Source organism: Pseudomonas sp., from assembly GCF_017744435.1.
Classification (GTDB): Bacteria; Pseudomonadota; Gammaproteobacteria; order Pseudomonadales; family Pseudomonadaceae; genus Aquipseudomonas.
In genome coordinates, this window is record NZ_JAGIBG010000029.1 from 26,899 (window position 1) to 43,006 (window position 16,108).

The 16,108-nt window shown below is 61.4% G+C and carries 15 protein-coding genes and 1 pseudogene; 5 read left to right on the forward strand and 11 right to left on the reverse strand.

Annotation, left to right across the window (positions count from 1 at the left end; genetic code table 11):
* The first annotated feature begins 6 nt into the window (after nt 1-6).
* The gene (purU, locus tag J7573_RS18715; protein WP_294338559.1) at nt 7-864 is read left to right on the forward strand and encodes a formyltetrahydrofolate deformylase; all 858 of its coding nucleotides are present in this window, start codon (nt 7-9) and stop codon (nt 862-864) included.
* Nucleotides 865-920: 56 nt separating this feature from the next.
* Here the strand turns inward: purU and J7573_RS18720 are convergent, their stop codons facing one another.
* Nucleotides 921-1,406 (reverse strand): TIGR02594 family protein, encoded by a 486-nt coding sequence (locus J7573_RS18720; protein WP_294338561.1) that lies wholly within the window; start codon nt 1,404-1,406, stop codon nt 921-923.
* Nucleotides 1,407-1,670: 264 nt separating this feature from the next.
* Here J7573_RS18720 and fdhA point away from each other — a divergent pair, with 264 nt between their 5' ends.
* The gene (fdhA, locus tag J7573_RS18725; RefSeq protein WP_060480490.1) at nt 1,671-2,870 is read left to right on the forward strand and encodes a formaldehyde dehydrogenase, glutathione-independent; all 1,200 of its coding nucleotides are present in this window, start codon (nt 1,671-1,673) and stop codon (nt 2,868-2,870) included.
* Between the two features lie 42 nt (nt 2,871-2,912).
* On the opposite strand, the gene J7573_RS18730 is transcribed toward fdhA, so the two are convergent.
* The 3 genes from J7573_RS18730 to J7573_RS18740 all read right to left on the reverse strand — a co-directional run bounded on the left by J7573_RS18730 (nt 2,913) and on the right by J7573_RS18740 (nt 3,949).
* The gene (locus J7573_RS18730; RefSeq protein ID WP_294338568.1) at nt 2,913-3,122 is read right to left on the reverse strand and encodes a hypothetical protein; all 210 of its coding nucleotides are present in this window, start codon (nt 3,120-3,122) and stop codon (nt 2,913-2,915) included.
* A gap of 162 nt (nt 3,123-3,284) precedes the next feature.
* Nucleotides 3,285-3,548, reverse strand: coding sequence for a DUF3077 domain-containing protein (locus tag J7573_RS18735; RefSeq protein ID WP_294338570.1), 264 nt, complete (start codon nt 3,546-3,548; stop codon nt 3,285-3,287).
* 158 nt (nt 3,549-3,706) lie between these two features.
* A complete protein-coding gene (locus J7573_RS18740; RefSeq protein ID WP_294338573.1) occupies nt 3,707-3,949 on the reverse strand; it encodes a hypothetical protein in 243 nt (80 codons plus the stop codon).
* 302 nt (nt 3,950-4,251) lie between these two features.
* Here J7573_RS18740 and J7573_RS18745 point away from each other — a divergent pair.
* Nucleotides 4,252-4,507: pseudogene (locus tag J7573_RS18745) on the forward strand (formaldehyde dehydrogenase, glutathione-independent); the annotation flags it as partial.
* 340 nt (nt 4,508-4,847) lie between these two features.
* Here the strand turns inward: J7573_RS18745 and J7573_RS18750 are convergent.
* Nucleotides 4,848-5,723: an RHS repeat-associated core domain-containing protein gene (locus J7573_RS18750; protein WP_294338576.1), complete on the reverse strand. Its 876-nt coding sequence runs from the start codon at nt 5,721-5,723 to the stop codon at nt 4,848-4,850.
* A gap of 231 nt (nt 5,724-5,954) precedes the next feature.
* On the opposite strand from J7573_RS18750, the gene J7573_RS18755 reads away from it, so the two are divergent.
* Nucleotides 5,955-6,530, forward strand: a complete 576-nt coding sequence (locus tag J7573_RS18755; protein WP_294338580.1) for a DUF2780 domain-containing protein — start codon at nt 5,955-5,957, stop codon at nt 6,528-6,530.
* Nucleotides 6,531-6,767: 237 nt separating this feature from the next.
* On the opposite strand, the gene J7573_RS18760 is transcribed toward J7573_RS18755, so the two are convergent.
* Nucleotides 6,768-8,117 carry an APC family permease gene (locus tag J7573_RS18760; RefSeq protein WP_294338582.1) on the reverse strand — a complete coding sequence of 450 codons (1,350 nt, stop codon included), beginning with the start codon at nt 8,115-8,117 and terminating at the stop codon, nt 6,768-6,770.
* 242 nt (nt 8,118-8,359) lie between these two features.
* Nucleotides 8,360-9,247, reverse strand: a complete 888-nt coding sequence (locus J7573_RS18765) for an acyltransferase (protein ID WP_294338584.1) — start codon at nt 9,245-9,247, stop codon at nt 8,360-8,362.
* Nucleotides 9,248-9,429: 182 nt separating this feature from the next.
* Between J7573_RS18765 and J7573_RS18770 the strand changes: the two genes are divergently transcribed.
* A complete protein-coding gene (locus J7573_RS18770; RefSeq protein ID WP_294338587.1) occupies nt 9,430-9,930 on the forward strand; it encodes an ATP-dependent zinc protease in 501 nt (166 codons plus the stop codon).
* A 113-nt stretch (nt 9,931-10,043) separates the two neighbouring features.
* Here J7573_RS18770 and J7573_RS18775 read toward each other — a convergent pair whose 3' ends face one another.
* The 4 genes from J7573_RS18775 to aceF form a co-directional block, all read right to left on the reverse strand.
* Complete coding sequence (locus tag J7573_RS18775; RefSeq protein WP_294338590.1) at nt 10,044-10,667, reverse strand: glutathione S-transferase; 624 nt, start codon at nt 10,665-10,667, stop codon at nt 10,044-10,046.
* Nucleotides 10,668-10,670: 3 nt separating this feature from the next.
* Entirely contained in the window at nt 10,671-11,339 is a 669-nt protein-coding gene (gene msrA / locus J7573_RS18780) for a peptide-methionine (S)-S-oxide reductase MsrA (protein ID WP_294338592.1), read from the reverse strand.
* 180 nt (nt 11,340-11,519) lie between these two features.
* Nucleotides 11,520-14,204: a GGDEF and EAL domain-containing protein gene (locus J7573_RS18785; protein WP_294338594.1), complete on the reverse strand. Its 2,685-nt coding sequence runs from the start codon at nt 14,202-14,204 to the stop codon at nt 11,520-11,522.
* 258 nt (nt 14,205-14,462) lie between these two features.
* Nucleotides 14,463-16,100 (reverse strand): dihydrolipoyllysine-residue acetyltransferase, encoded by a 1,638-nt coding sequence (gene aceF, locus J7573_RS18790; protein WP_294338597.1) that lies wholly within the window; start codon nt 16,098-16,100, stop codon nt 14,463-14,465.
* Nucleotides 16,101-16,108: the final 8 nt, after the last annotated feature.

Consider the following 16,108-nt stretch of genomic DNA (forward strand, 5'->3'; position numbering starts at 1 on the left):
CAGAACATGAGTCGGGCACCGGATACCTGGATTCTCACCGCCGACTGCCCGAGCATGCTCGGCACCGTCGACGTGGTGACGCGTTACCTCTACGAGCAGCGCTGCTACGTCACGGAGCACCACTCCTTCGATGACCGGCTGTCGGGGCGCTTCTTCATTCGCGTGGAGTTCCGCCAGCCGGACGATTTCGACGAGGCGGGCTTTCGTGCCGGCCTCGCCGAGCGCAGCGATGCGTTCGGCATGACCTTCGAGCTGACCGCACCCAATCACCGCCCCAAGGTGGTGATCATGGTGTCCAAGGCCGACCATTGCCTGAACGACCTGCTGTATCGCCAGCGCATCGGCCAGCTGGCCATGGACGTGGTCGCGGTGGTGTCCAACCACCCGGACCTCGAACCCCTGGCGCACTGGCACAAGATTCCCTACTACCACTTCGCCCTCGACCCGAAGGACAAGCCGGCGCAGGAGCGCAAGGTGATCCAGGTGATCGAGGAAACCGGCGCGGAGCTGGTGGTGCTTGCCCGCTACATGCAGGTGCTGTCGCCGGAGCTGTGCCGGCGCCTGGATGGTTGGGCGATCAACATTCACCACTCGTTGCTGCCCGGGTTCAAGGGCGCCAAGCCTTATCACCAGGCCTACAACAAGGGCGTGAAGATGGTCGGCGCCACGGCGCACTACATCAACAACGACCTCGACGAAGGGCCGATCATTGCCCAGGGCGTCGAGGTGGTGGACCACAGCCATTACCCCGAAGACCTGATTGCCAAGGGGCGGGATATCGAGTGCCTGACCTTGGCGCGCGCGGTGGGCTATCACATCGAGCGGCGGGTGTTCCTCAACGCCAACCGGACCGTGGTTCTGTAGTTTTTTATTGGTAGCCACGAACTACAGCCGTTTTGCGGCGTAGTTCGTGGTGTGCTTCAAGCCTCCGACGCAGAAAGCGGAGCATCACTGGCGAGTATCGGCAATGCTGTACCGGCCAAGGGCACGCCAGTCGGCCAGCGATAGCCACTGACTCGGCTCAGCTCGAAGGCCCGGATGTTCACTGCATCGCTTTGGTTGCCGCCCAGGACCATCAAGTTGCCATTCGCCGCCTTGCCGACCACGAAGCCGACATGGCCGCCACCGACACGCGTGAACACTACAATGCAGCCCACGGCTGGCTGTTCCAGCTGGGTGCCCCAGTCGAGGTAGGATTTCGCGCTTTCGAAACGGCTGGACCTGATACCCGCGCGCTCCAGCATTGCGCCGACAAATGCCGCGCACCAGGGCGTTTCGTCATCTTTTATCCCCCCGCGCTTGATGTCCTTCCACATCTGCAGGATTTCCGGGTGGTGCTGGCTGCCAGGTATCTCGCTGATTCCAATCAGTTTACGTGCTTCGTTCAGCCAAGGTAGTTCGTTCATTGTGCTACTTCCAGAAGTTGAGGAGACGGCTGGCCAGCGGGCCGTGAGGCCGACGTGACCCTGGCCCAGCCTCCTCCTCAGCGGCGGTAGCGACTATGGCCAATGGCGACAGCACTGCCGTAAAAAGGCATCTGTCTGTCGTTTCCAGTCAGCGTGATCAGCCGTATCAGGCCCACAATTCCTGCACTCCAGTAACACATGCCGCCCATGGACGGCGGCGCGTTCACCACCGCTGCATACATAAAAATCAAGCGAGGTAAGAGCATGTCTGGCAATCGTGGAGTGGTGTATCTCGGCGCGGGCAAAGTCGAGGTGCAGAAGATCGACTACCCGAAAATGCAAGACCCACGCGGCAAGAAGATCGAGCACGGCGTGATCCTCAAGGTGGTTTCCACCAACATCTGCGGCTCCGACCAGCACATGGTCCGCGGCCGCACCACTGCCCAGGTCGGCCTGGTTCTGGGCCACGAAATCACCGGTGAAATCGTCGAGATGGGGCGTGATGTAGAGCGCCTGAAGATCGGCGACCTGGTGTCGGTACCGTTCAACGTCGCCTGCGGCCGCTGCCGCTCGTGCAAAGAGATGCACACCGGTGTCTGCCTCACCGTCAACCCGGCCCGCGCCGGCGGTGCCTACGGCTACGTCGACATGGGCGACTGGACCGGCGGCCAGGCCGAGTACGTGCTGGTGCCGTACGCCGACTTCAACCTGCTGAAACTGCCGGACCGCGACAAGGCCATGGAAAAGATCCGTGACCTGACCTGCCTGTCCGACATCCTGCCAACCGGCTACCACGGCGCCGTCACTGCCGGCGTTGGCCCTGGCAGCACCGTCTACGTTGCCGGTGCCGGCCCGGTCGGCCTGGCCGCCGCTGCCTCGGCGCGCCTGCTGGGCGCCGCCTGCGTGATCGTCGGTGACCTGAACCCGGCCCGCCTGGCTCACGCCAAGTCCCAGGGCTTCGAAGTGGTCGACCTGTCCAAGGACACCCCGCTGCACGAGCAGATCGTCGACATCCTCGGCGAACCGGAAGTGGACTGCGCCGTTGACGCCGTCGGCTTCGAGGCCCGTGGCCATGGCCACGAAGGTGCCAAGCACGAGGCCCCGGCCACCGTGCTGAACTCCCTGATGCAAGTGACCCGCGTGGCCGGCAACATCGGTATCCCGGGCCTGTACGTGACCGAAGACCCGGGCGCGGTGGACGCCGCCGCCAAGATCGGCGCGCTGAGCATCCGCTTCGGCCTGGGCTGGGCCAAGTCGCACAGCTTCCACACCGGCCAGACCCCGACCATGAAGTACAACCGCCAGCTGATGCAGGCGATCATGTGGGACCGCATCAACATTGCCGAAGTGGTCGGCGTGCAGGTGATCAACCTGGATCAGGCGCCGGAAGGTTACGGCGAGTTCGATGCAGGTGTGCCGAAGAAATTCGTGATCGACCCGCACAAGATGTGGGGCGCGGCGTGATCGCGTGATGTGACAAAGAGCCCCTCGATTCGAGGGGCTTTTTCATGGCTGTTCGGCTGGGCCTTGCACGACAAAGACCGAGCCTTTGTCATCGGTGGCCAGCAGGCCCCCGGCTTGAGTGTCGTCTGTGCTCAGCTCTGCCAGTGGTTGATCCGCATTGCGGAAAATGGCGCGACCCTGGTCGCCTTCTTTCACGGTAATGAGCTTGTCGCCCTGGAAGAAGAAAAGCGAACGTTTCGATGCTTTGCTCATGTTTCAAGTCCCTGCCGTGCTGGATGAATGGAGGCTACTTGAAGCCCATTCTGAACAACCGCAGGAATTTTGATACTGGCAGAAATAACAGTTTTTGAAGTACACGCGGCCCCTGTGGGAGCGGGCGTGCCCGCGAAGAGGCCGGCCCAGCCAATACAAGACTCAGTGCTTCATTCCCAACTCAGCATCATCCATCAGCGCCTTGGCCAAAGCACTCAGATAATGTGAAGCCCAAAGCAACTGCGGTTTGTTGTCCATCAGGCCATCAATGGTCAAATCCCGCACATAACCCATCAGCTCCGAAGCCTGTTCCCGCGCACTCTGGCAGGGAATGCCCGGGGCAATGCAGAACAACGGGTGGGTATGGCCTTCGCCCTGGTAGAAAAAGGTCGTGCCTACGGTGGTCTTGGTGTCGTCGCTGGTCATCTTACTATCTCCCTGAAGTTACTCGACTGCCAGGCTCGGCCCTATCGCGGCTAAAGCCGCTCCTACAGGCCGCGCCAAGCCTGAGGCCAGCACTGACCCTGTAGGAGCGGGCTTGTCCCGCGAAGAGGCCAGGCCAGGCAACGCAAGGCTTTGAGCCCTTAATGCAAAGTCCGCGGCTCAGCAGGCAACTGCACTTGGATCAAGGCAGTCTCAAGCAGCACCCGCAGCGTTTCGAGCTCATGCATCGTGGCCATGATCAGAATCGAAGCCGGTGACTTGGGCTGCAACAGAATCGCCTGATGCGCGACGGTCTGGGCGCACAGCGCATAGTCCGTGGCCTGGATGAGAGTGTCTTCGAGGGAATGGGAGGTGTGGGGTGGATCGGGGACAATCTTAAGCATTGGTTTTTTCTCGATTGGGGCCACCACCCTCTGCTGTCAAACAAAAGGGTGGCAGCTGTGCATGGGTTGACAGACCGGTAGAAAAACCAAAAACCCGGCGCACACGAAGTGCCCCAAACACAGCCGCCATCGAAGGCGAAAGCCATGAGGATTTTCTGGTCGGCCTGTCAAAGCCGGTCGCTGATTTCGCAACGACCGCCCGAGACTAGAGTGCTGCCCAGATCATCGTAATGGCTTAAGCGGCTTGGGACTTTAATTCGGAAACGTCCTACAAGTAAGCGGAAAAAACGGAAAACCTGAGGAGGATTAGCGCGCTGAGCAGCTGCTTTGGCCTGGAGTAAGCGAAGTCGCACAGCTTCCGTACCGGCCAGACCCCGGCCATGAAGTACAACCGCCGGTTGATGCGGGCGATCATGTAGGAACGGGTCAACATCACCGAAGTGGTGGGTGTGCAAGTGATCAAGCCTCGACCAAGCGCCGGGAGACTACAGCGAGTTAGATGCTACTGTGCCTAAGAAGTTTGTGGTCGACCCGCACAAGATGTGCGGCGCGGTGTAACCATACGAAGTAGGAAAGAGCCCCTCAGTCAGAGAGGCTTTCTTTAGTTGCGTGTGAGTCTTGCACGACAAGCACTGATCCTTTGCCATCGGTGGCGGCAAACCAGTGGCCTGGGTTGCGTCTGTGCTCAGCTCTGCAAGCGGCAATGTCGCATTGCAAAAATTTGGAGCACTCCTCATCGACGTCATTTCACAGAAATTAGCTCTCGCCTTGGTAGAAGAAAGGCGTTTGGCTCACTTTTTTACTCATGATTTAAAGTCCGTCTTGGAGGCAAGTGGGATCTACTTGAAGTCAGTTTTGATCCGACATCGAGATTTAGATATTGGCAGAAATAACGGGTTTATGACCTCACGCGAGAGGTTTCTTCAGCTGCCTTGTATGCCTTGTCGAAGGTGGCTGTACCTACTTCTTTTTCTAGGTTTTCTATTTCGTCGCTTAGTCTGTTGTATTCCAGCGCCACACTTTTTAGTTGTTTTTTTAATGCGTTATTTTCTTCGATTGCTAAAGTTCCTTGATTTCTTGATTCGGTCCTTTTGTTTTTTGCTTCTGCGAAGCGACGATCTGGTGCTCGAACTTTGACGCCGTTAATTTTTCTATAAAGCCCATATGTTTCTTCGATATTTGCAAGTTTCTCCGAAATTTGTTCGGTTTCGGCTGTTTTCTGGGCGATTTTACTTTTAAGCGTACTTTCTTCGGACTCGAGTTTTTTTCTTCTAGATAAAATCTTTGTGAGCCTCTGCTGCAGTGTAGGTCCTGAATTTTGCACCTTCCTCATATGTCCAGAGGGGTCTGTGTAATTGATTGGATCATTGGAGCAGTAAGCGTAGCAATTGATTCCACCTTCACCGAATGGAGAAATACTGTCCGGTGAAAGAAATCGCATGAGTAGGGTGGAAAATAATCTGTGGCCGTTGCCAAGTATATAAGAATTTCCGAGGGTTGGAACTTCTCCATTGTAGCCGAGTATCGATTGTGACGAGGGTATGGTGGTGGAGCTCCCATATGCTGAATAGCAGTGAGTTTCACGTGAGGTCGCATCGCTTGTATTAAAAACTGAGGCTTTGGTATCAGTTGCCAAAAGCTTGTGGTACGTTCCGTTGCCTAAATGATTTTGAGCAAGTGGCAATTGGATGCCTCGGAAGACTGAGTTTTGTTGCTGCCCCGTTTTTACGGTATGGACCTGTTTGTTTTTATAAAATATATTGGTAGTGGTCATGGGCTGGGTTCCGTTTCTGAGGACGCATAATGGTGGTGGCGGCACTATTATCGAACGGCCCCATTTTTGGGCGCTACTGGCAAAAATGATAGGTGGGTGCTTTGTTGCTTTGAAGTTCTCGCTGATATGCGTCAAGCACTCTTTCCCGATATGTGGCTTGGAACAATCTCTCAGATTCCCAGTCGAACAGATCGTTTCCCAGGCCATCCCGGCCAACCGAGGTCCCTCCCGATGAAAGCATTCACCCTGGCAACCCTGATGACCCTGGCCGCAAGCCCGGTGTACGCCTTCAACCTCAGCGATGCCGCCAACGCCGTCTCCGCCATGCAGAACCAGCAGCAACAAGGCCAGGTACAGGCGCCCGAAGCTCAGGCCAACCTGCTCAACACCCTGGGCAGCCAGCTGAACATCACCCCCGAACAGGCCGTAGGCGGGGCAGGGGCCATGCTGGGGCTGGCGCGCAACAACCTGAGCAGCGACGACTATGGCCAGCTGACCAAGGCCGTGCCGGGCCTGGACCTGCTGTCGGGCGCAAATGCCCTGGGCGGGTTGAGTGGGTTGGGTGAGTTGCTGGGCAACAACAAGGGCAGCCAGTCAGCCCTGGACAAAGCGCTGGGCAACGATGTGGAGAACCGCGGCGACCTGGACAATGCGTTCAAGGCGCTGGGGATGGACACCGGGATGATCGGGCAGTTTGCGCCGTTGATTCTGCAGTACCTGGGGCAGCAGGGGATTGCTGGGTCTTTGTTGCAGAATCTGGGGAGTTTGTGGACTACTCCTGCGCCGTTGGCACAGCCTTCGGTCTGATGATTTGTAGCGCCAGCGCCGGCCTCTACAGGATTATCACCCGCGTCCAGGCCTGCGCTGTACTTGTGGGAGCCGCGCTTGCCGGCGATGGGCCGCGAAGCGGCCCTCGATTTCAAGGTTGTTGCATAAATTGCCGGGGCCGCTTTGCGGCCCATCGCCGGCAAGCGCGGCTCCCACAGGGATCGCGCCAGCTTTAAACAATTGAGCAAAACAGTTGAAACGCAGCATCGCGTTTGGTCAGGCAGCTTCGGTGAAGTCCACCAAGCGCACCGGGCGGCGGAAGCCGGCGGTCAGTACCGCCAGGTAGGCCAGGCCGAAGGCAAACCAGCACAGGCCGATCACCAAGGTCAGGGCCGACAGGCTGGTCCACAGCCACAGGGTCAGCGCCAAGCCCACCAGCGGCACCAGGCCATAGCACAGCAGCCCCTTGAGATTACGCTGGGCGCCATCGTCCATCAGGTGGGTCTTCACCACGGCCAGGTTCACCGCCGAGAACGCTACCAGCGCACCAAAGCTGATCAGCGAGGCGAGGGTAGCCAAGTCGATCACCAACGCCAGCAGCGAGAACGCCGACACCAGCGCAATGGCAAATACCGGTGTGCCAAAGCGTGGCGACAGGTAACCGAAGCTGCGCCGTGGCAGCACGTTGTCCCGACCCATGGTGAACAGGATGCGCGACACCGCCGCCTGGGAGGCCAGCGCCGAACCCAGGCTGCCAGCGACATACGCGGCCGTGAAGAAGTTGGCCAGGAACTGCCCGCCCGCCTTGAACATCACCTCGTTGGCGGCTGCATCGGCATTGGCAAAGGTGGTGCCCGGCATGACCAGCTGGCTGACGTAAGCCAGCACGGTGAACAGCACACCAGCGAACAGAGTGGTGAGGATGATCGCCCGTGGCACGTCGCGGCGGGCATCGCGGCATTCCTCGGCCAGGGTCGAGACGGCGTCGAAGCCGAGGAACGATAGGCACAGCACCGCTGCGCCGGCCATGATCGCGCCAAAACCAGGCTTGGAGCCATCGCCCATCAGCGGCGACAGCAGGTCCAGCGGCTGGCCGGCCAGCGACTGGCACGACAGCGCGACGAACACCCCGATGAAGACGATCTGCGCGCCGACGATCAGGTTGCTGGTCTTGGCCACCGAGTGGATGCCGACCACGTTCAGCACCGTTACCAGCACGATCGAGGCCAGGGCGATGGACCAGGCCGGGATGGCCGGGAAGGCGATGTTGAGGAACAGGCCGATCAACAGGTAGTTGATCATCGGCAGGAACAGGTAATCCAGCAGCAGCGACCAGCCGGCGAGGAAGCCGACGTTGGGGCCGAAGGCCATGTTGGTGTAGGAATACGCCGAGCCCGCGACCGGGAAGCGCTTGACCATGAAGCTGTAGGATGCGGCAGTGAACAGCATGGCCACCAGGGTGACCATGTAGGCGCTGGCGGTGCGGCCGCCAGTGAGTTCGGTGACGATGCCGTAAGTGGTGAAGATGGTCAGCGGGACCATGTACACCAGGCCGAAGAACACCAGGGCGGGGAGGCCGAGGACACGGCGCAGTTGGGCGGAGTTGGAGCTGGGTGGGTTGGCCATCGATCGATCCAGGCATTTTTGTAGTTGTGCTTTGGTCGATTTTTATCCACTTAGGTGTGTGAAGACAAAAAAGTATTACTTATTCTAATTATTAGCCTGGGTTTTAATCAGGGTTGCGCGCATTCCTGGGCCGGCCTCTTCGCGGGCTCGCCCGCTCCCACAGGGACTGCGCAAAGCTCAAGACCTGCGCAACCCCTGTGGGAGCGGGCGTGCCCGCGAAGAGGCCAGTACAGGCAATACACTCAGTTCATGTCAGCGCGCAATTGCTCAATCCGCTGGTCCTTGTCCGCCCACAGCTGGTTGACCCAGGCCTGCACGGTCTGGCGGAAGGCCGGGTCATTTTCGTAATCCCCATCCCACAAGGCCGGGTCCAGCTCACGCACCTGAATGTCGATAATCACCCGGCTGATGCTGCCATTGAGCAGGTCCCAGAACCCGGGCGCCTTGTTGCCGGGATAGACGATGGTCACGTCCAGCAGTGCATCCAGCTGCTCGCCCAGCGCCGCCAGCACGAACGCCACGCCGCCGGCCTTGGGCTTGAGCAGGTAACGGTAGGGCGATTGCTGTTCGCGGTGCTTGGCCTCGGTGAAGCGGGTGCCTTCGAGGTAATTGACCACGGTCACCGGCTGGCGCTTGAACAGCTCGCAGGCGGCCTTGGTGATTTCCAGGTCCTTGCCCTTGAGCTCTGGGTGCTTTTCCAGGAACGCCTTGCTGTAGCGCTTCATGAACGGGTAGTCGAGGCCCCACCAGGCCAGGCCCAGCAGCGGTACCCAGATCAGCTCCTTCTTGAGGAAGAACTTGAAGAACGGCGTGCGGCGGTTGAGGCTTTCGATCAGCGCCGGGATGTCGACCCAGGTCTGGTGGTTGCTGACGGCCAGGTAGGAGGTGTCCTTGCGCAGGTTCTCGACGCCACGAATGTCCCATTTGGTGGGGATGCACAGGGCGAAAATGGCCTTGTCGATCTCCGACCAGGTTTCGGCGACCCACATCACCGCCCACGAGGCATAGTCCCGCCCACGGCCTGGCAGCACCAGCTTGAGCAGGGCGAAGACCATCAGCGGGCAGATCATCACCACGGTGTTGAGCAGCAGCAGGGTGGTTGTGAGAATGCCGGTAAACAGGCGACGCATAAGGAAACTCTTGTTGTGGGAGGTTGGCAGGGCGCAATGATAAGCAGCGCCGGGGCCTACGCCAAATGTCCAATGCCCGACGGTGGGGACAAATGTTTCACAACATGTTGGTTAGGCTTGTGACAGCGAACCTATCTTGCCAGTGCAGTCTAAGCACTGACCCTTTTCAAGGAAGCCTGCCTGTGAAATCTCTGCTTGCCCTGTTATCGCTGCTGGCGTTGCCGGTGATGGCCGCCGAACCCACGGTCTATGGCCGTTACGAGAACATCAAGTTGCCCGAGCTGGGCCAGACCTTTAAGGCCAAGATGGACACCGGTGCCTGGACTGCCTCGCTGTCGGCCAAGGACATCGAGCTGTTCACCCGCGATGGCGAGGAGTGGGTACGGTTCCGCCTGGCAACCAAGGACGCCGACGGCAAGGTCTATGAGCACCCGGTCTCGCGCATCAGCAAGATCAAGGGCCGTGTTGATGAAGAGGATGAGGGCGATGCGCCGGAGATCTCCAAAAGGCCAGTGGTCGACCTGGAGATGTGCCTGGGTGGCCAGAAGCGCACCATGGAGGTCAACCTGGTGGACCGCAGCCACTTCAACTACCCGCTGCTGATTGGTTCCAAGGCGCTGCGCCAGTTCAAGGCGGCGGTGAACCCGGCCAAGAAATTTACTGCGGGCAATCCTGACTGCTGATTGTTGTTGCCTGTACCGGCCTCTTCGCGGGTAAACCCGCTCCCACAGGTATTGCACAGCCCTTGAGACCTGTGCGGTACCTGTGGGAGCGGGCTTGCCCGCGAAGAGGCCCTTCAGGCCACCGGAACCGTGGCAACCATCGACGGCCGCTTGGCCACCTCGGCATACCATGCCGCCAAGCCAGGCTGGCGCTCACGCCAGCCGAACTGTGGCTGACGCAGGTCCAAGTACCCTAGTGCACAAGCCACGCCGATCGCCGCGAGATCGAAACCGCTAGCCAATTCAGCCAGGTGCTCCTGCTCCAGGTTCGCCAAGCTGCGGCGAATCTTCTCGCATTGCGCTTCGAGCCAGCCCTCCCAGCGTTTCTCTTCAGGCCGCAGGAAGCTCTCGTAACGGCTCGACACCGCCGCATCCATGATCGCATCCGCCTGCGAAGCCAGGGTCATGCGCCGCCAGCGCGCCGAGCCCTCGCGCGGCAGCAGCGGCAGGCCGACATGCTGCAGGTCGAGGTACTCGCAGATCACCCGGCTGTCATGCAGCACGGTGCCGTCTTCCAGGCGCAGGGCGGGGATCTTGCCGATCGGGTTGCCCTGGTTGAGTTGCTCGTCGCCGCTCACCGGGCTGATGTTCACTGGCTGTAGCGCGACACGGTCAAGCTGGCCAGTCTCGTGCAGCACCACCATGACCTTGCGCACGAAGGGCGATAGCGGCGAGTGGAACAGGGTCATCGTGCTCATGGTTCAGTTGCCCTGCAGGCTCGGTGGCAGGCACACGCCGGTACCGCCGATGCCGCAGTAGCCGTCCGGGTTCTTGGCCAGGTACTGCTGGTGGTAGGCCTCGGCGAAGTACACGGTCGGCGCCTGGTCGATTTCGGTGGTGATTTCGCCGAAGCCGGCCTTGCTCAGTTCGGCCTGGAAGGCGTCGCGGCTGGCCTTGGCCTGCTCCAGCTGCTCAGGGCTGGTGCAGTAGATGGCCGAACGGTACTGGGTGCCGACATCGTTGCCCTGGCGCATGCCCTGGGTCGGGTTGTGCAGTTCCCAGAACATCGCCAGCAGTTCGCGGTAGCTGACCTTGTCCTTGTCGAACACCACCAGCACCACTTCGGTGTGGCCGGTCAGGCCCGAGCAGACTTCTTCGTAGGTCGGGTTCGGGGTGAAGCCGCCGGCGTAGCCGACCACGGTGCTGACCACGCCTTCACGCTGCCAGAAGCGGCGCTCGGCGCCCCAGAAGCAGCCCAGGCCGAAGATGGCGAAGTCGATGGCGCCTTCGAAGAACGGGCCGAGTAGCGGGGTGCCTTCGAACACGTAGTGGAATTCGGGCAGCTGCATGGGCGTCTCGCGGCCAGGCAGGGCCTGCTCCGCAGTAGGCATGACGTTTTTGTTCACCAGGATTTCCGAACGCAGGACCATGGCCGTTCCTCTGTATGTCAGTTGGATAGGTGTTGGGGCCTTCGCGGGCAAGCCCGCTCCCACAGGGACCGCCACAGGACAGAGAGGTGTGGAGTACCTGTGGGAGCGGCGGTGCGGCGATCCGATTTACCCGCGAATGGGCCCGAATGGGATCTAGTGTGCCCGAGCTTGGCGCTGCTGTCAGGCCATTGGACCGCGCGGATAGCGCTTGAGTTTTTCTGCAAGCTCACGGCCCGGGATTGGCCGGTCGAACAGGTAGCCCTGGCCGACGTCGCAGCGGTGCCGGCGCAGGAACGCCAGTTGCTCTGGCGTCTCGATGCCCTCGGCCACCACCTTGAGCTTGAGGTTGTGGGCCATGGCCACCACCGCCGAGGTGATTTCCATGTCGTCCTGGTTGTCGGGGATCTCGTTGATGAAGCTGCGGTCGATCTTGATGATGTCGATCGGAAACTTCTTCAGGTAGCTCAACGACGAATAGCCGGTGCCGAAGTCGTCCATAGCCAGAGTCAGGCCCAGCGCCTTGAGCTCGTCGAGCTGGCGGTGGGTGTCTTCGGTGGCTTCCAGCAGCAGGCCTTCGGTCAGCTCCAGCTCCAGCAGGTGCGGGGGCAGGCCTTCTTCCTTGAGGATCGTGCCGATCGAGGCCACCAGGTCGGGGTCGGAGAACTGCTTGGGCGACAGGTTGATGGCCACGTGCAGGCAGCCCATGCCGGCTTCCTGCAGTTGCTGGCTCATGCGGCACGACTGGCGCACCACCCATTTGCCGATGGGGATGATCAGGCCGGTCTCTTCGGCCACGCTGATGAACTGGTCCGGGCGGATCATGCCGCGCTCGGGGTGGTTCCAGCGCAGCAGCGCCTCAAGGCCCAGCAGGCGACCGCTGCGCAGGCACAGCTTGGGCTGGTAGAACACTTCCAGCTCATTCTGGGTCAGGGCACGGCGCAGGTTGTTCTCGACGAACAGCTTGTAGCTGGCTTCGGCGTTGAGCACTTCGGTGAACACCTGCACCTGGTGCTTGCCGTTGGCCTTGGCCTTGTGCAGGGCGAGGCCGGCGTTCTTCATCAGGGTGGTCGGGTCGCTGCCGTGCAGCGGCGCGCAGGCCAGGCCCACCGAGGCGGTGACGTTGATCAGCTGGTTGTCGACGAACATCGGCTTGTCGAGGGTGCGCAGCAACTGCAGGGCAACGCCCTGGCCGTCTTCCAGGCTGGTGTCGTCGAGCAGCACGGCGAACTCGTTGCTGGCAAAACGGGCGAGTACACCGTTGACGCTCAGGCTGTTGCGCAGGCGCCTGGCCAGGCTGATCAGCAGCTTGTCGCCGGTCTGGTGGCCGAGGCTGTCGTTGATCCGCTTGAAGTTGTCGATGTCCACCAGCAGCAGGCAGATCGGGTTCTCGCTGTCGCGGGCGAAGCGCTCGTCGAGCTTGCGGATGAACGCCGGGCGGTTGCCGAGGTTGGTCAGGTTGTCGGTGTAGGCCAGCCGCTCGATGCGCTGCTGGGCCAGCTTGGTCTGGGTGACGTCTTCATAGATGCCGATGTAGTGGGTCAGCTCACGGTTGTCGCCGTACACCTTGGAGATCGACAGTTGGCCCCAGTAGGGTTCGAGGTTCTTGCGCCGGCTCTTGAACTCGCCCTGCCAGCTGTTGCCCATGGCCAGGCTCGACGGCGAGTCGAACAGCAGCTCGCTGAGGTTTTCCAGGGCTGGCAGCTCGGCCAGGTGGTGGCCCTGGACTTCCTCGGTGCTGTACTGGGTGATGGCTGTGAAGCTTGGGTTGACGTACTCCACCACGCCGTCGCGGTTGACCAGCAGGAAGGCGCTGGCGCTCTGTTCCACGGCCCGCTGGAACAGGTGCAGGGCGCTGGCAGCGGTGCGCCGGTTGTGGTTGGTGATGACCTGGGCGAACTGGTCGGCCAGTTCACCGGCAAAGGCGATTTCATCGGACTGCCATGCGCGCGGCTGGCCGGTCTGCTCCAGGCACAGCACGCCGACCACCTGGCCATCGACGCGAATGCTGGCGTCGAGCATGGCGTTGTTGTCGGCATACAGGCTCTCGGCCAAGTCACGGGTGCGCGGGTCGTGGTTGGCGTTGTGCGCGTCAATGGCACGGCTGGCGTGCAGGGCTTCCAGGTAGTCGGGGAAGCGGCTGGCATCGATTGGCTCGGGCAGGCGGTGCACTTGCTCGTTGCGCAGCCAGGCACTGATCGGCTCCAGGCGCTGTTCGTCCAGGTGCCAGATGCTGGCGCTGTCGACCTTGTAGATTTCGCAGGCGCTGCGGGTGATCAGCTGGGCGGCTTCGAGCAGCGAGTTTTCGGCACTGTAGCGCTGGCGGGCAAGGCGCAGGATGAGGTCCTGCTGGGCGCGCACGCGCTCCAGGTGCTCAAGCTGCTCCTGCTGGGCGCGCTGGTTGATCTGCAGGGCCAGTTGCAGGCGGTTGTTGCGCGATTCCAGGTCGTTGGTGTCGAGGTCGCTGTCGTCTTCGTCATCGAGCACCGTCAGGAAGCCGCGCAGCAGCTGGCGGTTGTGCTGCTTGAACGCTTCGCCGGCTTCCAGCAGGCGCAGCGCGCGGTCCTGGGTATGCAGGGTATAGCGCACGCGGTAGTAGCCACGGTTGCTCAGTTGCAGCTGGATTTCATCGTGCAGCCGGTAGCGTGCTTCGGGTTCCATCAGGCTGGCATAGGGCGAATCGATCAGTGCGCACAGCTCGGACGCGGGCAGGCCGAACTGGCGGTCGCAGGCCGGGTCCAGGTAGAGCATCGCCCAGTTGGCTTCGTTCAGCCTTTCGAAACGCAGCATGCCGAGCCGCGAGGGCACGGGAAGCTGCGTGACGACCTCGGCCGCCACACGGCTGGCGGCATCGGGTTGGCTTTTCATCGAAGACTCGCTTGAAGGGGACGCGGCCTGGGCGGCGGCGCATCTGGCAAGGTTGCATCATGTCCCTGAGGCTGGCAAGCGGCCATGAGGGCTGTCATGTATATGTTTTCGGCCGGCGGGCTGAAATCCTTAGTTTGGCTTGAGGATTTGGGGGCTGGCAGGCAAAAAAAAGCCCCGCCATCTGGCGGGGTTGAGGTACGAGCGTGGCAGCTCGAAAAGGGTACCTGCCTCCCCGAGGAGAGGCAGGCGGGCTGCGTGTTACAGCAGCATGGTGCGGATATCGCCCAGCACGTCGCCCAGGCGCTTGGTGAAGCGCGCGGCGGCAGCGCCGTTGATCACACGGTGATCGTAGGACAGCGACAGTGGCAGCATCAGCTTCGGCTGGAAGGCCTTGCCATCCCAGACCGGCTGCATGGTCGCCTTGGAGACGCCCAGGATCGCCACTTCCGGCGCGTTGACGATCGGCGTGAAGCCGGTGCCGCCAATGTGGCCGAGGCTGGAGATGGTGAAGCAGGCACCTTGCATGTCGTCGGCCGACAGCTTCTTGGTGCGCGCCTTCTCGGCCAGTGCAGCGGCTTCGGCAGCCAGTTGCAGCAGGCTCTTCTGGTCGACGTTCTTGATCACGGGGACCAGCAGGCCGTCCGGGGTGTCCACGGCGAAGCCGATGTGCACGTACTTCTTGCGGATGATGGCCTTGCCGCTTGGTGCCAGCGAGCTGTTGAAGTCCGGCAGTTCCTTGAGCAGGAAGGCGCAGGCCTTGAGCAGCAGTGGCAGCACGGTCAGCTTGACGCCAGCCTTCTCGGCCACGGCCTTCTGCGCAACGCGGAAGGCTTCCAGCTCGGTGATGTCGGCGGAGTCGAACTGGGTCACGTGCGGCACGTTCAGCCAGCTGCGGTGCAGGTTGGTGGCACCGACCTGCATCAGGCGGGTCAGGGCGACTTCTTCCACTTCACCGAACTTGCTGAAGTCCACGGCCGGGATCGGCGGGATACCAGCGCCACCGGTTGCGCCAGCGGCGGCTGGTGCTTCCTTGGCCTTCTGCATCATCGCCTTGACGTAGACCTGCACGTCTTCTTTCAGAATGCGACCGTGCGGACCGGTGGCGGCCACTGCGCCCAGGTCGACACCGAATTCACGGGCCAGCTGGCGAACGGCCGGGCCGGCGTGAACCTTGGCGTTGCTGCCGGCAGCCGGTGCGGTAGCGACCGGCGCAGGAGCGGCGGCCGGAGCAGCCGCTGGAGCGGCAGCGGCAGGCGCGGCAGCCGGGGCAGGTGCAGCGGCGGCCGGAGCCGGGGCAGCAGCAGGCGCGGCGCCAGCCACCTTGAGCTTGAAGATCAGGTCGCCAGTGCCGACTTCGTCTTCCAGCTTGCACAGGACTTCTTCGACCACGCCGGCAGCCGGCGACGGGATTTCCATGGAGGCCTTGTCGGACTCCAGGGTAATCAGCGACTGGTCGGCTTCGACGGTATCGCCGACCTTGACCAGCACTTCGATGATCTTGGCCTTGCCCGACGAACCGATGTCCGGTACGTGGATGTCCTGCACGCTGGCGGCAGCCGGGGCTGCTGCCGGAGCAGGGGCGGCTGCAGCGGCCGGAGCCGGCGCAGCAGCTGGAGCCGGAGCAGCGGCGGCGGCCGGAGCCTCAGGGGCCGCAGCAGCGGCGCCCTCGGCTTCCAGAACCAGCAGCTCGTCGCCTTCTTTCAGGCGGTCGCCCAGCTTGACCTTCAGTTCCTTGATCACGCCGGCTTTAGGAGCCGGGATCTCCATGGAGGCCTTGTCGGACTCCAGGGTCAGCAGGCTCTGGTCAGCCTCGATACGATCACCGACCTTGACGAACAGCTCGATGATTTCACCTTCACCGCTGCCGATGTCAGGTACGCGAATGAGTTCGCTCACTTAAAAAT